This is a genomic window from Marinomonas ostreistagni (assembly GCF_016461785.1).
GTDB classification, from domain to species: Bacteria; Pseudomonadota; Gammaproteobacteria; order Pseudomonadales; family Marinomonadaceae; genus Marinomonas; species Marinomonas ostreistagni_A.
Window position 1 is genome coordinate 1 of the sequence record NZ_JAEMUH010000027.1, and the last position, 17,432, is coordinate 17,432.

Consider the following 17,432-nt stretch of genomic DNA (forward strand, 5'->3'; position numbering starts at 1 on the left):
AAACCAGCTCAGTTATGGCTGTCATCTTCATCAAACGGGTCAGATCCCTCAACTGATGGTAGTGCTTGGAGACTGATGTACGTACAGGGATCTGACCCCTGAAATAACAAAGCCTTTCCTCCCTGGACGGAGCCGGGTCGTATAAACAACCCCTTAATCGGAATGTACGAGCTATTCCCTAATAGAAATAGCTAGGGGTCTTAGAATATACTTATTCAACTGTTTTATGTGCATTACTAGCGATGCCCAGTTTTTCTCTTACACCTTCAATAAACTTCGGTGTTAAACGGACATAAGCTGTTACCAAACTAATATCATCAGGATCACGTTTGATGGTGAAACCAATACGTCGGCAGAAGTCGATCATACGTTTATTTTCCGCAAGCACTGTTCCTTTCATTTCTTTAATGCCTTTGAAGTTAGCGACTAACATTAACCGCCGCATTAACAGGGCGGCTAAGCCGTGTCCTTGGTATTCATCACCTATGACCACTGCGAATTCACAGCTCTGATCATCAAAGTTATCGCTGAATCGTGAAGCGCCCATAAGTACTTGCTCACCGTTTTTCTCTGCGACAGCGATTAAGGCCATTTCGCGGTCATAATCAATGTGTGAAAGACTTGCTACCATGCGAGGTGTAAGCTCGGAAATATTGGCAATGAAACGGAAGTAACGACTTTCATGGGAAAGGTTTTTCACAAAGTCTGCCATGGCATTGGCGTCTCTCGGTAGGAGAGGGCGTATGGTGATCTCCTGGCCGCCACGAAGGGTGACTTGCTTCACCCATTGTCTTGGGTAGGGTTGAATTGCCAAGTGCTCATAGCGCCTTAGCTTAGCGCTGCTTTTAAGTCGCGCTTTCACATCCGCAAAGATACTACCACTTTCGTGAATGCGTACATCTGCAAGCTCGAGGTACTCAAACTCTGGTAGCTCACAGATCATGGTCGAGAAGCCGCGTAGTAAGTCTTCTAATTCAAACGATTCTACGCCAGGGAAAGCCCTGTTTATTAGGTCTTTTGATAGGACTGTGTTGATAGGCGGTAAAGCGACCGCTTCGGTCTGATGGTGCCATTGGTTTGCCCCCTCGAGTGATAAGCCAATCGCTGGACCGAACACAGGATCTCGAAATGCTCGTAAATGAATCGGTGCTTGGAGAAGGAAGTTTGTCTGTCGACGTGTGATTAATCGGAAATTAAAGAGATCAAACACTTCTTTAAGGTCTTCCGCTGTCGGTGTCTTATTCCCAGCTTTGATTAACTCTTTAAGTTTCGCTCTAGCTGCTGCCACATCAATATTAAAACGAAAGGCATGGCTGTCTGGCATTTGTTTAGCAAGCATCTGGTTTCGATGGAATTGCACTAAGAACTGGAAGCCTTCAATGGCGGCTTCTGGTGTTCGAAAGGTCGGAATCCCTGCTTCGTTAATACGAGTACGCATGGCTACCATGTTGCCGCCGCCAAGCATACAGACCATGACTAATTTCTTCTGTTTTTTATGAAGCTGCAGAACTTGATCGTACAGCGAGACCATATTAATAAGTGCTGTTGGGCTTAACATTAGCAATACTGCACCACACTCTTTGTCTGCTAAGGCGGCTTCAGCAAGATCGACAAATAGGTCTGCCTCACAGCTTGCCCAAGCCGTCGTTACACTGCCTACGCTGCCACGGCCAGCCATAATCCCTTCAAGCTTACTTCTAAGCTCATCATTTGGTGTAAGTAAGTTTACATTGACTTCGGAAGCCCGTTGCGCAGCAAGTTCTCCGGGCCCTGCGCCATTACCAATAATCATCAAAGAGCCATCTTTCACGCGACGGGCATTCGTCATAACGGATGCCGCGGCAACCAAATCATTTAAGCGGCGACCTCTAACAGCGCCTGTTCTGCTCAAAGCTGCGTCTAAGACTCGTGGGTCCGCTCCCACATTATGCTCTGTCACAACCGCAACGGGCTTTGAGCGACTGGCAGCGCGAAGACTACTCAAGAAACGGGTAGTTGAGCCAATTTTTTGGAGGTACATCAGAATGGATTGGCTTTCGAAATCGTTTGAGAGGTAATCCAATACCTGTGAGGGCATGACATCAATCGGACTCCCCATGCTGACGACTTGGGAGAAACCAATACCTTGCCAAGTTGCCCAATCTACCAGAGCACTGGCCACTGTGCCAGATTGAGAAAGCAAAGCGAGTCGACCAGGTATTGGTTGGGTTAAACCCAACCAAGCAGAAAAGCCTTGTTTAGGGCGGCACATACCGAAGCTGTTTGGTCCGATGAGTCGAACATTGAACTGACGCGAGGCTTTCAAAATGGCTTCAGGGGGCTCTTGTGATCCTGTGAAGACCAACAACGCAGGAATAGAGTGCTCGCCACAAAACTCTATAATCTTAGTCAATGGGCGCGGGTCTTCTCCGGCTAGGATGGCTAAATCTGGGGTTTTACTGAGGTCATTTAGCGCCTGAATTCTCTCGAACGGCAGTACACCTATGCTTTCATCAGGTTCTATACCAAGTAGTGATGTCACACTACGACGGCCACCATAAGACAAAGCCCTAAGTACAGAGTGCAAAATAGGGCTGTGTCGATCCTGGCCTGTAAAAACCACGATAGACTGTGGGGCAAGTAATGGCTGCAGTGCGTGTTGTGACATGCAAGAATCTCCCTGAGTGGCCTGAAGCGAACATCTTGGCAAAGCCTTTGCTCTACGACAGAGAATGCAATGATGCTTAGCAGTCTAGACCAATGTCGGATAGGCTGCCTAGTGCAAACTGTGGCTTGATATGAAGCAGTTTACTAATGATCGCGTTATAGTAGCCTTAAAGCGTGACTTGATGAATAACAATAATACTAGCCCTTGATATGGGTGCAGATTTATACGGATACTGATATGAGCACAGCTTACCTAACACACCCGTTGTGTGAAGAGCATAAGCTTGGGGAAGATCACCCTGAGTCGCCACAACGCCTTGAAGCCATTCAAAACCGTCTGATAGCGGGTCAACTAATGGATTTTCTTCGCTGGCGTGAAGCAAATGAGGTGACTATTGAACAGCTCAATGCGACTCATGATCCCGATTATGTCGCCTCTATCTTTGCTAAATCTCCAGAAGAAGGTCATATCGAACTTGATCAGGAAACCCTAATGATGCCAAACACCCTTGATGCAGCGTTGCGTGCATCGGGTGCCGTTGTGCAAGCGGTGGATATGATCATGAGTGGTGAAGTGCAAAATGCATTTTGTGCAGTAAGACCACCAGGCCATCATGCTGAATACGATAAAGCCATGGGGTTTTGTCTGTTCAACAACATTGCCGTTGGGGCACGGTATGCACTCAACCAATATGGTATTGAGCGTATTGCTATCATCGACTTTGATGTACACCACGGTAACGGTACGGAAGACATCTTTAAAAATGATCCCAAAGTATTGTATGCCTCAAGTTACCAACATCCACTTTTCCCATATCCTGATCCAGGTGCTTCACACGATAACATTGTGCATATGCCTCTTGAAAAAGGTTCCAAAGGTGAAGACTTCCGAGCTGCTTATGAAAGTGAACTATTCCCTGCGCTGGAATCTTTTAAACCGCAGTTACTTATGATTTCCGCTGGTTTCGATGCGTTAGCAGAGGACCCGATGGGGCAGCTTCGCTTGCGTGAAGACGATATCGTTTGGGTTACCGAAAAGCTAATGGAAGTGGCTGAACGCTATTGTGATGGGCGTGTTATTTCTGTCTTAGAAGGTGGTTATAACACTGATGCTTTAGGGCGTGCTGTCTTTAGTCACCTAAAAGCCATTATGAAAATCTAATTTCATAACTTTACATTCCTTCACCTTACAAAACCGTTTCTGAACGGTTTTGTAATTTTTTGCACCTTTAAATCAGCATAAGCTCATTACTCCATTAAGATTTAAATGCGGAGGGAGTCATGAGTTTTGTTCGTTTAATCTACGCAAGTCGAGCGACTGCAGAGTTCCAGCCGTCATCCATTCAATCAATCCTGCAATCTGCTCGAAAAAATAATCAGCAAAATGCTGTAACAGGGTTGCTATGCTTTAACCAGCGTGGCTTTTTACAATGCCTTGAAGGTAAGCGAGCCGACGTAAATAGAACCTTTCAGCGAATCTTGAGAGACCCTCGTCATGAGAGTGTGGAAATCATCAGTTATCAATACACAGAGAAACGTGAATTTGAAAGCTGGAACATGGGATACCTTCAAAATAATCAGGTAATGCGAGAGCTGTTAATGCGAAATACGGGTTCTACTGAGTTTCTGCCATTAACCCTGATACCTGAAGATGCGTTGGCTATTTTGAAAGATGTGCGCAATATGATCGAAGACATTCTTCAAGAAGAGGCTTAGGCACAACGCCTAAGCCTGCCCTTTTTTATGCCGCTTGCTGTAATACAGCACGTTTTTTACGTGAGTAGATAAACAGACCAATGAACAGGACTAGTCCAGCGCTGTCGATCAGAATGTTATGGTGTGGCCAAAGCATCAGTAATGCCGCAACGCCTGAAAGAATGCGCAATGCAAAATTGAGCGGCCCTTCCAAATAGCCTTCCATAAAGCCCACAAACGCATACAAGCCAAACAGTGCGAATACAAAAATTCGTAAAACGTCAGTTGTTTCACCACCGATAAAATTGGTGTAAGCCAACAGTAGTGGCACGATGTACAACCCTTTTGCCAATTTCCATGCCATGAAACCGGTTGCCATCGGTGGCGTCTTGGCAATGGCTGCAGCGGCAAATGCGGTCAAACATACTGGTGGCGTTACGTTTGAGTCCTGCGACAGCCAGAAGATAATCATATGCGCAGACAATAACGCCGCACTTAATACCGTAGGGTTCAGAGCTTGTTCAAGCAATTGACCTTTGAAGTCACCTGGTACTTGAGCAATCAAAGTGGTTGCATCGGCTTGGCTCATCGGTGCTGATAGCAGGGCATATTTCTCTGGATCAATCAGCATAAAGATGACTTTAGCTTCTTCAGGCAGATTACCCGCCATCACCAAATCAATCAGATGTGACTCAGCAATCAAGTTATACAGAGCTGGTGCAGAAAGCGTTGCCAACACGATGTAGGCTGCCGTTACTGGAAGCCCCATACCAAGGATCAAAGATGCCAATGCTACCAATGCCAACATGATGAACAAGCTTCCATTCGACCACTCGGCAATCATCAATGAAAAGGTGTTACCGATGCCTGTCATGGCGACCACGTTGACGACTAAGCCAACGGCCACTAGCAGAATCGCGGTAGTTGCCATATTGCGAGAGCCTTGCGCAAGCGCATCAAGGATGTCTCTTGGTTTCATTGGGTTCTTAGATAACCAAGATGAGACAATCACCGCAATAATTGAAATACCGGCTGCATACGTTGGCGTGAAACCGTAAATAAGCAGGGCAACCAATACCGCTAGTGGTAACAAGAAGTGCCAGCCTTCTTTAAAGACTTCACCAAAGCTGCGTGTGTCCAATTCAATGGCATGCGCGTGGGAACGCATCGCTTCGACACGCACGTAGAAACCTACCGACATAAAATACAGCAAAGCAGGCAATGTCGAGACGGCAATGATCTCAACGTATGGAATCTGCGTGTAAGAGGCCATGATAAAAGCACCTGCACCCATTACAGGAGGCATTAACTGACCACCGGTTGAAGCAGCTGCTTCCACCCCTGCTGAGAAGCGCGCAGGGAAGCCTGCTTTTCGCATCATCGGTATCGTGATCACACCGGTTGAGACTGTGTTGGCGACGGAAGAGCCAGACACAGAGCCCATCAAACCGGAACCTAGCACCGCGACAAAACCTGGGCCGCCGACAAAACGACCTGCTGCGACGCGAGACAGTTCGATAATAAAATCACCGGCACCAGATTTCACCAAGAACGCGCCGAATAAAATAAACATGAACACATAAGTCCATGAGATACGGGCAATAGAGCCGAACATACCTTCTGAAGAAAAGTATGAGCGGAACATTACTGTCTCAAGGCTCAGGCCAGCGAAACCAAAGATGCCGTCAATGTATGGCCCCCACCAAAACACATAAGTCAGGGCGACGATGATCAATGTGGGAATAAACCAGCCCGTTGTTCGGCGAGTCAGCTCAAGCGCGATAGCAATGGCTATAAAAGAGACCACCCAATCGCTGGTGATAAAGTTCACACCACGATCATAAAGTGCGTCTTCAAATAAAATTAGATAAACAGTACAAGCAATAGCGACTAAACCGATGGCGATATCGAACGTTAACGCTAATCGACGACCACTTGCAGTCGTCGCTTTGAAAGCTGGAACCATCAAAGCACAAATTAATGCGAAGCCACTAAAGTGAATGGCTGATACCCACAGTTCAGACAAGGTGCCTAATGTATTGAAGTAAATGTGCGCTAGGGCAAATAGAACCCCCGCCCAGTAGATAAGGCGGCCTGTGGGCGATGCTTCATCGCGCTGCTCAAGTTCTAAGCTTTTTAGTTTGTCCTGCATTTCTTGGTCTTGGCTAATCTGAGTCTCAGACATAGTGTGGCCTATAACATCATCATGATATGCGTTGCTGCACATCGATTAGTAGAGAAAACATAAGAGGTAAGAGAGTGGCGAGCGCCACCCTCTTATTGGCGTATTATGCCGATAGTGCTCTAAGACTTATTCTGCAATTAAGTGTGCAGGAATCGTTAGACCAGCTTCCTTGTAGTAGCGTGCAGCACCTGGGTGAAGTGGCACTGGCAGGCCGTCGATGGCTTTTTGCAGAGACATTGCCTTTGTTGCTTTGTGGATACCATTTAGGAAAGGAAGGTTTTCATAGATGGTTTTGGTTAGCTGGTAAACATCTTCCTCGGATAGATCGTCACGCACGGCTAAGAAGTTTGGTTGTGCGATGGTCTTAATGGCTTTGGTTTGGCCAGGGTAAGTGTTCGCAGGGATTTCAAAACGCGTCCATAGCTGGAAGTTACCGTTCGCTTGTTTGATTTGCTCATCGGTGAATTCCAAAATGGTGATGTCATCGCCTAGTGCTGCGTAAGCACGAGTGATCGCACTGGTTGGTACACCCGATGGAATGTTCATACCATCAATCGTACCGTTCTGTAGGGCGTCTGCTGATGCTGAGTAGCCCATGTAAGCCATGTCTAGGCTATCCGCTGGAACGTTCATGTTGCCAAGAATGGTTAGACCTGAACCTTCAGTACCAGAGTTTTTCGTACCGATAGAAAATTTTTCGCCCGCTAAGTTGTTCATGTCCATGATCGAGCCTGACTTAGCGTACTCAGCGCGAACCACGAATTGCTCAACGTTTTGCCAAAGCATAGAGATCGAACGAAGGTTCTTTTGCGCCCCTTCTTTCTCCATACGCCCCGTACCGTCCCATGCCCAAGCACCGTATAAACCTTGAAGGATGGCGAGTTGCGCTTCGTTTTCACGTAACAATTTGATGTTCTCGCCAGAGCCAGCTGAGTTAATCGCCGAAATCGACATGCCCATTGTTGGCTCTAATTTCACTTTGGTTAGAGTCGCCAAGGCAACGCCGACAGGGTAAAACGTACCACCAGTCGATGCAGTGGCTAGCACGTATGAACGGTCGTCAGCAGCTTGCGCTAACCCCGCTGTTCCTACGGCAGTACCCATCACCAGTGCGGCACTCATTGCTTTGATCAATGTACGTTTGGTCATCTTCATTGTTTGTTTCCTATCAGTATTGTTTTTATTTAAGAGGACTCTGAAAGAGCATCCTCGCTCTCAGATAACAGAGTATAGGCAAACATAGTGCCAAATGTATTAACAATTGGTAGCAAGCTGTTTTATAAGCATTTTTTAGATTTAGTAAGGTTGTTCAGTAAAACTGGATAAGCAAATTCTTGCTCATGACTATGTTTAAAAGTAGGCAATAATTGGCTTATGAGTTGTTATTTGAAGGGGAGATTACAGGGAGAAAGAGACTGATAAGGAAGCATTTCGCAGCAAAATAAGAAGATAAGCAAATTATTGCCTATCTTCTTAGCTGTACGTAACGCTCTGAATAATATGAATTAATCTAAATAGTCTGAGCGGTTTAATCCGAACTTGGTCATCTTTTGGTTGAGTGTGCGACGAGGCAAATCCAACTCATCCATAACGGCCTTAATATTACCTTGGTGCCGTTCTAGAGCGCGTTTAATAATATCTTCTTCAAAAGCGGCTACTTGAATCGCCAGCGGGAGCGGTTTGTGATCGATTTCTTCAAACGCGATCAAACTTTGCTGTCCGTTAATCAAATCCGCAAGGCTAACGCGATTGTCCAAGGCATATCGAATAGCGATGTTTTTTAGCTCACGAACATTCCCAGGCCACATGTGAGAACGAAGAATACGTTCATCTTGTGTACTGAGCTGGCGACTGGCTTTGTCTCGCTCGCTGGCGGCTTGGTTGACGTAATGCATAAACAGCAGTGGTATGTCTTCTGGACGTTCTCGCAAAGGTGGCAAGAAAATCTGTGAAACGTTTAGGCGATAATAGAGATCCTGACGAAAGTTTTCGTCTTCTTTAAGATCGGCTTTGGACGCTGCAATGACGCGAATGTTCACAGGGATACTTTGATTTGAGCCTAAGCGTTCAATTTGACCTTCTTGCAGTGCTCGAAGAATTTTGATCTGAAGGTGCGCGGGTGTGCTCTCGATTTCATCCAGAAAGAGGGTGCCGCCATCTGCGTGTTCAAATTTGCCAATTCGACGTTTAGCCGCTCCTGTAAAGGCGCCTGCTTCATGGCCAAACAGTTCGCTTTCAATTAAATGCTCGGGAATAGCACCACAATTGATCGGCACAAAACGCTTGTTCTGACGTTCACTGAACTCATGTAAACATTGCGCGATCAGCTCCTTGCCACTGCCTGTTTCACCATAAATGATGACGTTGGTGTCCATGTCTGCAACGGCAAGTAACTCGCGCTTCATGCGTTGAATCGCAGGGGAAATGCCGATGATCTTTGCATCTAAGCCAGAGCGCGCCGCCAAATCTGTTTGCAGCCTTAAATTTTCAATCATCAGGCTACGTTTTTCACAGGCGCGTAGTAAGGTTTCCACTAGACGCTCTGGCACAAAGGGCTTTTCGATAAAGTCGTAGGCGCCATCACGCATGGCTTGAATGGCCATATCGATATCCCCATGTCCTGTGATCAAAATAACCGGCAGATCAGGAATGCGCTCATGGGCCACCTGCATCAACTCTAATCCGCTCATGCCCGGCATTTTGACATCCGTGAGCAAAATGCCACGAAACTCCTCGCTTAGAAAAGGCAACGCTTCTTCAGCATTACTGGCGCTGATCACCTCTAAGCCTGCCATTTGCAGCCACTTTTCGGTGGCTTGGCGAATCATAACTTCATCGTCAACGAGTAAAACGGTGCCACGTGTTCCTAATTGCATGGGGGACTCTTCTATTGTTGTTCTGTCTATTGGCTTTGTTGTGCACTGGGCAATAAGATGAAAAAGGTTGCGCCGCCGTGGGCGTTGCGTTGGGCTTGAATGCTGCCATTTAAGTCTCTAATGATGGCCGCGACAATGGCCAGCCCCAAACCTAAGCCATTTCCCATCGATTTTGTGGTGTAAAAGGGCTCAAACAAGTGTTCTAGCTGCTCATCGTTAAACCCCGGGCCATTGTCTTCTACAATCAACTGGATCTTATTTTCGGAGACCTGTTCACTCCCTATCCGAATGTGTTTATTCGTTTGCTGATGTAAAGCATCGCAGGCATTATTGATCAAGTTAACCAAGACTTGTTCCAAGCGCACATTATCACCGAGCACATAATGAGTGTCAGAGACCTTGTCACATTCTAACGTGACTTCTTCTTCGGTCAATCGTGTTCTTAGTAGCGTAAATGATTGATTAATCGCTGTAACCAATTGAACTGGCTGTACATTCTCAGGCTTTTTGTAGGCAAACGTTTTGAGTTGTGAAGTAATAATGGCCATGCGTTCGGTGAGATCGTCTAGCGTTGATAGATTCTCTTTCACTATAGTGGGATCACTGAGGAGTTGTTTGCTGATGGCAATATAGGTGCGCATAGCCGTGAGAGGCTGATTTAACTCATGGGCAATCGCCGTCGACATGCGCCCAAGAGCCGCCATTTTACTGGTTTGAACCAACTCCTGTTGGGCATTGCGCAGAGCTTGTGTTCGCTCCTCGACTTTATGTTCCAGTGACTCATTTGCTTGGAGTAACGCTAAACGTGTTTCTTGCTGTGATAGATGCTTAAGATGACGTTCTCGTAAGAACAACAGCAGTACACCTAATATCCAAAGACCGGCCATAGTAATCGCTGCAACGAGATCGGCATAACGCTCATCCAGCCGAGCAGAGACCAAAGAGGTGAATGTCCAGCCCAAATCGTCAAGGCGCACTTGATGGCTCATATAGTGTTGCTGATTAAAGGTCCAAAGCTCGGCATGAGTACCATTACCCAGTGTAATCGAACGAATATCGGCAAGTTCTGAGAGCGAATACTTGAGCCAGTCTTGTGGGCTGGCGATAAAAATACGCCCTTGATCATCACTGATGGCGTACAACTCTTCCACTGGCGTATCTAAAATCAGATTTTCTAAATCAATGCGAACGATGGCCGCACCAATAAAGTCAGAGCGATCGTAAATCGGTGCGGATAAATAATAAAATGCCTGCTGTTGGCTTTGGTGCTCATAGAAACGTCCTTCTTCCCCTTTGGCTGCAAACTGGAACACTGGCAACTGAGAAAACTCATCGGGCCTTAAGGCTTGTTGGTCTCGCCAATTACTGTAGGCAACTGTATGTCCGTTTTTATCCACAATGAATAAGCCCGATGCCCCTGCAGCTAGGCTAGTTTGTTCTAAATAGCGTGAGACTTTTGTCGCTTGGGCAGTATTGTTGGAGAAGGCGCTGTTTTGTAGAAGCTCGACCACATCTTCATTTTGCGTCAATAGAAATGGCAAGTAGTGGTAGCTGTTGAGAGCGCCTCTTACGCGATGAATCGACGCTAATAAACGGTCAGACACTTCTGCATGTAAGGCCTGATAACCAAGGTCTTTGGTGAGTTTGCCTGCTCCGATCCCCAATACAATCGAGACTAGGAACCAAGCAATGCCCAGCCAAACGATGCGTTTATTGGTTTTCAGAGTCATGTATTTGTCCTATTGCATGAACCAAAGATCACACAGCATACAATAGAACGCAGGAAAGGTGCGTACCTTCTGATGCATCAGAAGGTACGCAAGGGACTACTTTGCTTTGACAGGTTGTGACGCGCTGTCCCAAGAGACTTGTTCAGGCGCTTGTTGACTACCTTCACGGAAGAAGTACGCGTTTTTAGGCTCGGCGAACACGATCTCACCACGTTTCACTGGGTTACGAGCGTAATCCGCATGGCTTAAATCTGCTTCCCAAATCTGCTCAGATTGCCATTCATGGGGTTCAAGTTCTACGCGAACCTCAGGGCCGATTGGATTCACTGCCACCACGCGAAGTGGTAGGTTTGCGACAGCCGTCGCGTCTGTGTGCAGAGCAAGCTCATGGGAGCGAATGTACAACTGACCATTGTTAAGTGGTACATCGCTACTCGGAGCGCTGATCCACGCTTGCTCGTTGTTTAAGCGAGATTGCTCTAGCTTGCCATCAAACACATTCACATTACCCAAGAAATCAAACACAAAGCGGCTGTTTGGCTGCGCGTACAGTTGTGCCGGTTCGTCCACCTGCTCGATGTGACCGTTGCTCATTACCACAACGCGATCCGATAGCTCTAAGGCTTCTTCTTGATCGTGGGTCACGAAGACACTAGTAAAACCGATTTCATCGTGCAGACTGCGCAACCAGCGGCGTAGCTCTTTACGTACTTTGGCATCCAGTGCTCCAAATGGTTCATCAAGAAGTAGGACATCAGGTTTGGTCGCCAGAGCACGAGCCAAGGCAATACGTTGCTTTTGGCCGCCTGATAACTGTGAAGGGTAACGGTTGGCAAGATGCCCCAGTTGCACCATTTCCAACAAATGTTTAACGCGCTGCTGGATCTCTGCTTTGTTTGGGCGCTGTTTCGCGTCCATGACTTCAAGGCCAAACGCTACGTTGTCCGCGACCGTCATATGACGGAACAGGGCGTAGTTTTGAAACACAAAGCCCACATGGCGATCACGCACGTGCAAGTTGGTGACATCACGCTCGCCAAATTGGATACGACCAGAATCGGCCCCTTCAAGACCTGCAATGATACGAAGTAGGGTAGTTTTCCCCGAGCCTGATGGGCCTAACAGACCAATCATTTCACCTTCGTCGATGTTCAATGACAGCGGTGACAAAGCTTGGAATTGGCCGAATGTTTTGGAGATGTTTTCTAAGCGAATACTCATGTTGTCACCTATTAATGTGTCGATTCTGCTTTATGGGCGCGTTCTTGGCGCCATTCAATAAAGGCTTTAAAAATCAAAGTGATCAAGGCGATCACCGCCAGCAAAGACGCGCTCGCAAACGCGGCCGTGGCTTGATAATCCTCATATAACAGCTGGATATGCAGCGGCAGCGTGTTGGTTTCACCACGAATATTGCCAGAAACCACCGATACGGCACCGAACTCACCTACCGCACGAGCGTTGGTCAGGATCACACCGTATAAAAGTGCCCATTTAATATTGGGCAGCGTTACACGACGGAACAGCTGCCAGCCAGATGCGCCTAAAATCACCGCCGCTTCTTCGTCTTCGCGACCTTGCTGTTGCATCAATGGAATTAGCTCACGGGCGACAAATGGGCAGGTCACAAATACAGTGACCATAACAATGCCCGGCCATGCGAACATCAATTGTAGATCGTGCTCAAACAGCCAAGCGCCGATCCAGCCGTTGTTGCCGTACAGCAATAGATATAAAAGACCTGCGACCACAGGGGAGACCGCAAACGGGATGTCCATTAAGGTCATCAAAAGCTTACGACCGGGGAATTCAAAGCGTGTCACTGACCACGCCAGCAGTACACCAAACACCAAGTTAATGGGTACTGTCAGCAGCGCAACAAACATGGTTAAGCCAATCGCATGTAGCGTGTCAGGATCGCCTAGGCTGTCCCAATACACAGCTAAACCATCGACAAAGGCTTGTTGAAAGATGCTGATCAAAGGCACCACTAAAAGCACTGCGGTCAGTACCAAGGTTAAGCCAATCAGGGTGTATTTTACCGCGGGGCGATCGCCCACACGTTGTTGATGACGTTGTCCAGATGCCATGTTATTTCCTCCGAATTAACGTCCGTGCAGGCGTTTTAGGTAACGCGCTTGCCATATATTGATGGCGAACAAAAGTAGCAGCGATGCAATTAATACCACTGAGGCAATGGCGCTGGCAGCAGGGAAATCGAACTCTTGTAAGCGCACAAAGATCATCAACGAAGTGATCTCACTGATGTAAGGCATATTGCCAGCGACGAAGATGACCGCGCCAAATTCACCTAAGCTTCGGGTAAACGACAGTGCCACACCTGTGACCAATGCAGGCCAAAGTGAAGGCAAAATAATGCGACGGAAAACCGACCAATCTGATGCCCCAAGAGTAATGCCTGCTTCTTCTTCCTCTGGTGCCAATTCTTCTAATACTGGCTGTACGGTACGAACCACAAACGGAATACTGGTAAAGGACATTGCTACGACAATCCCTAGTGGCGTGTAAGCAACCTTAATGCCAAGCTCCGCCAGCAATTGACCGTACCAGCCGTTTTCCGCGTAAAGCGTTGCCAAAGTAATACCTGCCACGGCAGTTGGCAGAGCGAAGGGTAAGTCTACCAGCGCATCGAGAATACGTTTCCCTGGAAACTCGTAACGTACTAACACCCAAGCCAGCAACAAGCCAAATAAACCATTGAACACCGATGCAATCACTGCCGCCCAAATGGTGACCTTGTAACTGGCGACCACTCGCTCATCAGTAATGACATACCAATATTCGGACCAGCCCATATTAGCGGTCTGCATGACCAGACCGGTCATGGGTAACAGCAAAATTAAACTGATAAAAAACAGTGAGCTGCCGAGGCTTAACCCAAAACCGGGTAACACTCGCTTATGGCGAGGCTTGGCGCTGGCAGCACTTAACGTAGTGGACATGGTCATCGCTCCTTGGCGAAATCAGTCGAATTATCCAAGTCGTAGAAACGCAAACGCCGGACGCATAGCGTCCGGCGAAAAAAAGCTAATAAAGTCAGTTAATTAGCGACGCTGAAGCTGATCTAACTGCTTACCGTTAGCGAAGATGTTTTGCATCGCTTGTGGCCAACCACCGGCGATTTCTTCAACTGTTAGCAATTTTACTTCAGGGAAGCGGTCAGCAACTTCCGCTTTCACCACATCGTTGTGCACACGGTAGTTAAAGCTTGCGAGTAGGCGCTGAGACTCTTCACTGTATAAGTAACTTAGGTACTCAGTCGATACATCCAGCGTGCCATTTTTCTTAGAGTTACGTTCCACGACTGCAACTGGGAACTCTGCTAGGATCGATGTTTTTGGTACCACGACTTCGTAGTCATCCACACCGTATTGCTGACGGATGTTATTTACTTCAGATTCGAAAGTAATCAGCACATCACCGATGCCACGCTCAACAAATGTGGTGGTTGCGCCGCGACCGCCTGTGTCAAAAACAGACACGTTGGCTAGGAAGGTTTTTAAGAAACCTTCTTGCGCATCTGTGTTGTCTTGACCAAATTGGTCTTGTGCATAGCCAAGCGCTGCAAGGTAGGTGTAACGACCGTTACCCGACGTTTTTGGGTTAGGGAACACAAGGCCTACGTCTTCTTTCGCCAGATCGCCCCAGTCGTGAATGTTTTTAGGGTTGCCTTTACGTACTAGAAACGCTGTCGTTGAATAGTATGGTGAGCTGTTGTTTGGCAGCTTTTGCTTCCAATCTTCTGCCACCAACTTGCCGCGGTCTGCCAAGATTTGCACATCAGTGACTTGGTTAAACGTCACCACATCCGCAGGCAGACCTTGCAGGATAGAACGTGCTTGCTTTGAAGAACCTGCATGAGATTGCTTGATCTCAACGGTTTGGCCTGTCTTTTCTTCCCAGTGCTTTTGGAACACCGGGTTATAGCTTGCGAACAGCTCACGAGCGATGTCATAAGACGTGTTTAAGATGGTTTGGTCAGCTGCAGAGGCATTCACTGCAGAACCTAAAAGCAGCGCACCTGCTACTGATTTGATCTGTTTAATCTTGAGTTTCATGGAGAATACCTTTCGACAAATGCGAATCATTAATAATTAGCCAGTATCTTATTTAAAAGATTTAGTTATTACAAGATGGAAAAATGGAAGATTTTGGAATATAGAAAGTTGTTTTTGTGTGCACTTAGGCGTATGTCGAACTTAAAATCCGAGCAAAGTTTGATTCACCTCTGTGTAAGGTGTATGAGCGGCACATTTAGATAAAGAATAGATATAGTGAGTGAGCGGAAATAAGGAGACAGATATGACACCTCAAAAGCTCATTGCCCTCATCGCCATTAAGGTCGTGCTGCTAACGCTGATTACTTTTGCCATTGTGCTATGGGCTTAGCATCATGAAAGGTATCGATTGGTTTCGACAATTTGTTTAAAGTAGTTGAGAATGCTTTGCCAGCCTTCTTTTTCTGCTTCAATAGCGTAATCGGAGGCAGCTTCAAAGGTTTCGGTTATGAGGACGCCATCAGTAGTCTCAGAGAAAAAGATAGCGACTTGTCTTCCATCTGTTAGGGTGTATTCAATTCGTTGTAGTAGCTTGAGGCGGGTAAAGCGCCCAGAGAAGTTGAAGTTATGAGAGCCTGTCTTTGACTCCATGCGATAGTCAAAAAGTCCACCTTCATGCAAATCAATCTCTGCTTTAGGGCAGCACCAATCATCAGACGCTGCATTCCATTGTTGAATGACAGCTGGCGTTGTCCACGCTTCCCATACGTTTTCAATCGGGGCATTAACAAGAGCTTCAACGGTTACTTGCATAGTCGGCATCCTTCCAATTAATTATGCATACACTTTTATAGTTGAGAGCGACCCTACTGTCGAGCAACAGGTTGTGAGGAATATGTATATAAAATGAATTTATTATTCTGGGAACAGGTTATGACTGTTAATTAAGTTGGTGACTAGTCGGTTGTAAAGCGATCATGGTGGGTTGATTTAACTTCTAAGCAGAGTTGGGAGCGATTTACTTGTCTTGCTAGCTATAGTGGCGCCCCATGAGTTGCCTAAAAGTGCTCTTAGGCGCTACTCTTGTTTCTCTTTTAACTACGTACAAGGATGTCATAGAGTGCTTACTACTCTTACTCGTTTGGCTTTTATTTGCTCTCTATTTTCATCTGTGTTTGTCTTTTCAGCTGATAGCGCATCAACTTCTACTGAGTCAAGCGCTTCGCAAGCCACAATATCTCCTATATCTAACTACCAACTGCCCGAATGGTTTTACCGAGAACTCACGTCTATTCAAAAAGATGTCAGCGTGCTCGATGCAACCGGCGCTTCGAAAGAGCAAATTCAAGAATTGAAAGAACGGGTTGGAAAAGTAGAGGTGCGCCTCGAAGAGACTCAATTTCGGATTGAAGGAAGGTTGAGTGAACAGAGTGGGCGCATTGGAGATATTGCTGATTCAAATTCTTTTTCTATTGCATTGTTTGCAGTAATAGTGGGTGTGTTAGGCACTTTGATTGCAGTGATTACGATTATAAATAGCTGGAAAGCAAATCGTGAAGCAGTTGCAAACGCAAAAGAGGTCGCGAGTAAAAAGCTAACTGAGTGGACAGCGGAAAAAGAAAAAGAATTAACCGAAGAGTTTAGTCAAAAGTTAAAAAATTTGAGCGAAAAACATGACAAAGAGTTTCAAAAGATTCGGGACAATGCTGAGGAGCAAGCTTTTGATAACGATATAAATGAAGCTTACTCTCTAGCAAATAATAAGCGTATTGACGATGCTCTTCGTCGTATTAATGGTGTTATTCGTAGTACACAGAATAAAGAGTTGCTAAACCATCAAAAAGTGAATGCGAAGGCTTTATTGTTTAAAGGATTGATTTTTGATGGAGATAGTCAATTAGACAAAGAAATTAAAACCTATGAGGACTTAATAGCTTTGTATAAAGGGTCGAGTGATCTCGATATTCAAATGTATGTCGCTAGAGCTTATATGAACAAAGGGATTACATTAGGTCAATTAGATCGTTCAGAAGATGAGTTGGCGGTGTATGACGAATTGCTGGAACGATTCCAAGCCAGTGTCGATCCGAGTATTCAGGAGCTGGTGGCGAAAGCTCTGATCAACAAAGGGGCTAGATTAGGTCAATTAGATCGTTCAGAAGAAGCGTTATCGGTGTATGACGAATTGCTGGAACGATTCCAAGCCAGTGCCGATCCGAGTATTCAGGAGCCGTTGGTGAGAGCTCTGATCAACAAAGGGGTTACATTAGGTCAATTAGAT

The 17,432-nt window shown here is 46.4% G+C and carries 13 protein-coding genes; 3 read left to right on the forward strand and 10 right to left on the reverse strand.

From position 1 onward, the window contains the following. Positions 1 to 211: 211 nt before the first annotated feature. Positions 212 to 2,647, reverse strand: coding sequence for a GNAT family N-acetyltransferase (locus JHD44_RS18550; RefSeq protein WP_199464215.1), 2,436 nt, complete (start codon positions 2,645 to 2,647; stop codon positions 212 to 214). Positions 2,648 to 2,884: 237 nt separating this feature from the next. Between JHD44_RS18550 and JHD44_RS18555 the strand changes: the two genes are divergently transcribed. After that, positions 2,885 to 3,808, forward strand: coding sequence for a histone deacetylase family protein (locus JHD44_RS18555; RefSeq protein ID WP_199464216.1), 924 nt, complete (start codon positions 2,885 to 2,887; stop codon positions 3,806 to 3,808). Between the two features lie 119 nt (positions 3,809 to 3,927). Next, positions 3,928 to 4,362, forward strand: coding sequence for a BLUF domain-containing protein (locus JHD44_RS18560; protein WP_199464217.1), 435 nt, complete (start codon positions 3,928 to 3,930; stop codon positions 4,360 to 4,362). A gap of 25 nt (positions 4,363 to 4,387) precedes the next feature. Here the strand turns inward: JHD44_RS18560 and JHD44_RS18565 are convergent, their stop codons facing one another. From JHD44_RS18565 to JHD44_RS18605, 9 genes are all read right to left on the reverse strand, one after another. After that, complete coding sequence (locus JHD44_RS18565; protein WP_199464218.1) at positions 4,388 to 6,526, reverse strand: TRAP transporter permease; 2,139 nt, start codon at positions 6,524 to 6,526, stop codon at positions 4,388 to 4,390. Positions 6,527 to 6,652: 126 nt separating this feature from the next. Beyond that, the gene (locus tag JHD44_RS18570) at positions 6,653 to 7,681 is read right to left on the reverse strand and encodes a TAXI family TRAP transporter solute-binding subunit (RefSeq protein ID WP_199464219.1); all 1,029 of its coding nucleotides are present in this window, start codon (positions 7,679 to 7,681) and stop codon (positions 6,653 to 6,655) included. 350 nt (positions 7,682 to 8,031) lie between these two features. Then, positions 8,032 to 9,402, reverse strand: a complete 1,371-nt coding sequence (locus JHD44_RS18575) for a sigma-54-dependent transcriptional regulator (RefSeq protein WP_199464220.1) — start codon at positions 9,400 to 9,402, stop codon at positions 8,032 to 8,034. Positions 9,403 to 9,428: 26 nt separating this feature from the next. Next, positions 9,429 to 11,132 carry a sensor histidine kinase gene (locus tag JHD44_RS18580; RefSeq protein ID WP_199464221.1) on the reverse strand — a complete coding sequence of 568 codons (1,704 nt, stop codon included), beginning with the start codon at positions 11,130 to 11,132 and terminating at the stop codon, positions 9,429 to 9,431. Positions 11,133 to 11,228: 96 nt separating this feature from the next. Further along, positions 11,229 to 12,353 (reverse strand): sulfate/molybdate ABC transporter ATP-binding protein, encoded by a 1,125-nt coding sequence (locus JHD44_RS18585; protein ID WP_199464222.1) that lies wholly within the window; start codon positions 12,351 to 12,353, stop codon positions 11,229 to 11,231. Between the two features lie 11 nt (positions 12,354 to 12,364). Next, the gene (gene cysW / locus JHD44_RS18590) at positions 12,365 to 13,222 is read right to left on the reverse strand and encodes a sulfate ABC transporter permease subunit CysW (protein ID WP_199464223.1); all 858 of its coding nucleotides are present in this window, start codon (positions 13,220 to 13,222) and stop codon (positions 12,365 to 12,367) included. Between the two features lie 15 nt (positions 13,223 to 13,237). Next, positions 13,238 to 14,095, reverse strand: coding sequence for a sulfate/thiosulfate ABC transporter permease CysT (cysT, locus tag JHD44_RS18595; protein ID WP_199464224.1), 858 nt, complete (start codon positions 14,093 to 14,095; stop codon positions 13,238 to 13,240). Between the two features lie 102 nt (positions 14,096 to 14,197). Further along, the gene (gene cysP, locus JHD44_RS18600) at positions 14,198 to 15,211 is read right to left on the reverse strand and encodes a thiosulfate ABC transporter substrate-binding protein CysP (RefSeq protein WP_199464225.1); all 1,014 of its coding nucleotides are present in this window, start codon (positions 15,209 to 15,211) and stop codon (positions 14,198 to 14,200) included. Between the two features lie 333 nt (positions 15,212 to 15,544). Then, positions 15,545 to 15,964 carry an SRPBCC domain-containing protein gene (locus JHD44_RS18605; RefSeq protein WP_199464226.1) on the reverse strand — a complete coding sequence of 140 codons (420 nt, stop codon included), beginning with the start codon at positions 15,962 to 15,964 and terminating at the stop codon, positions 15,545 to 15,547. Positions 15,965 to 16,205: 241 nt separating this feature from the next. Here JHD44_RS18605 and JHD44_RS18610 point away from each other — a divergent pair. Next, a partial coding sequence (locus JHD44_RS18610) for a hypothetical protein (RefSeq protein WP_199464227.1) occupies positions 16,206 to 17,432 on the forward strand: 1,227 nt, incomplete at its 3' end.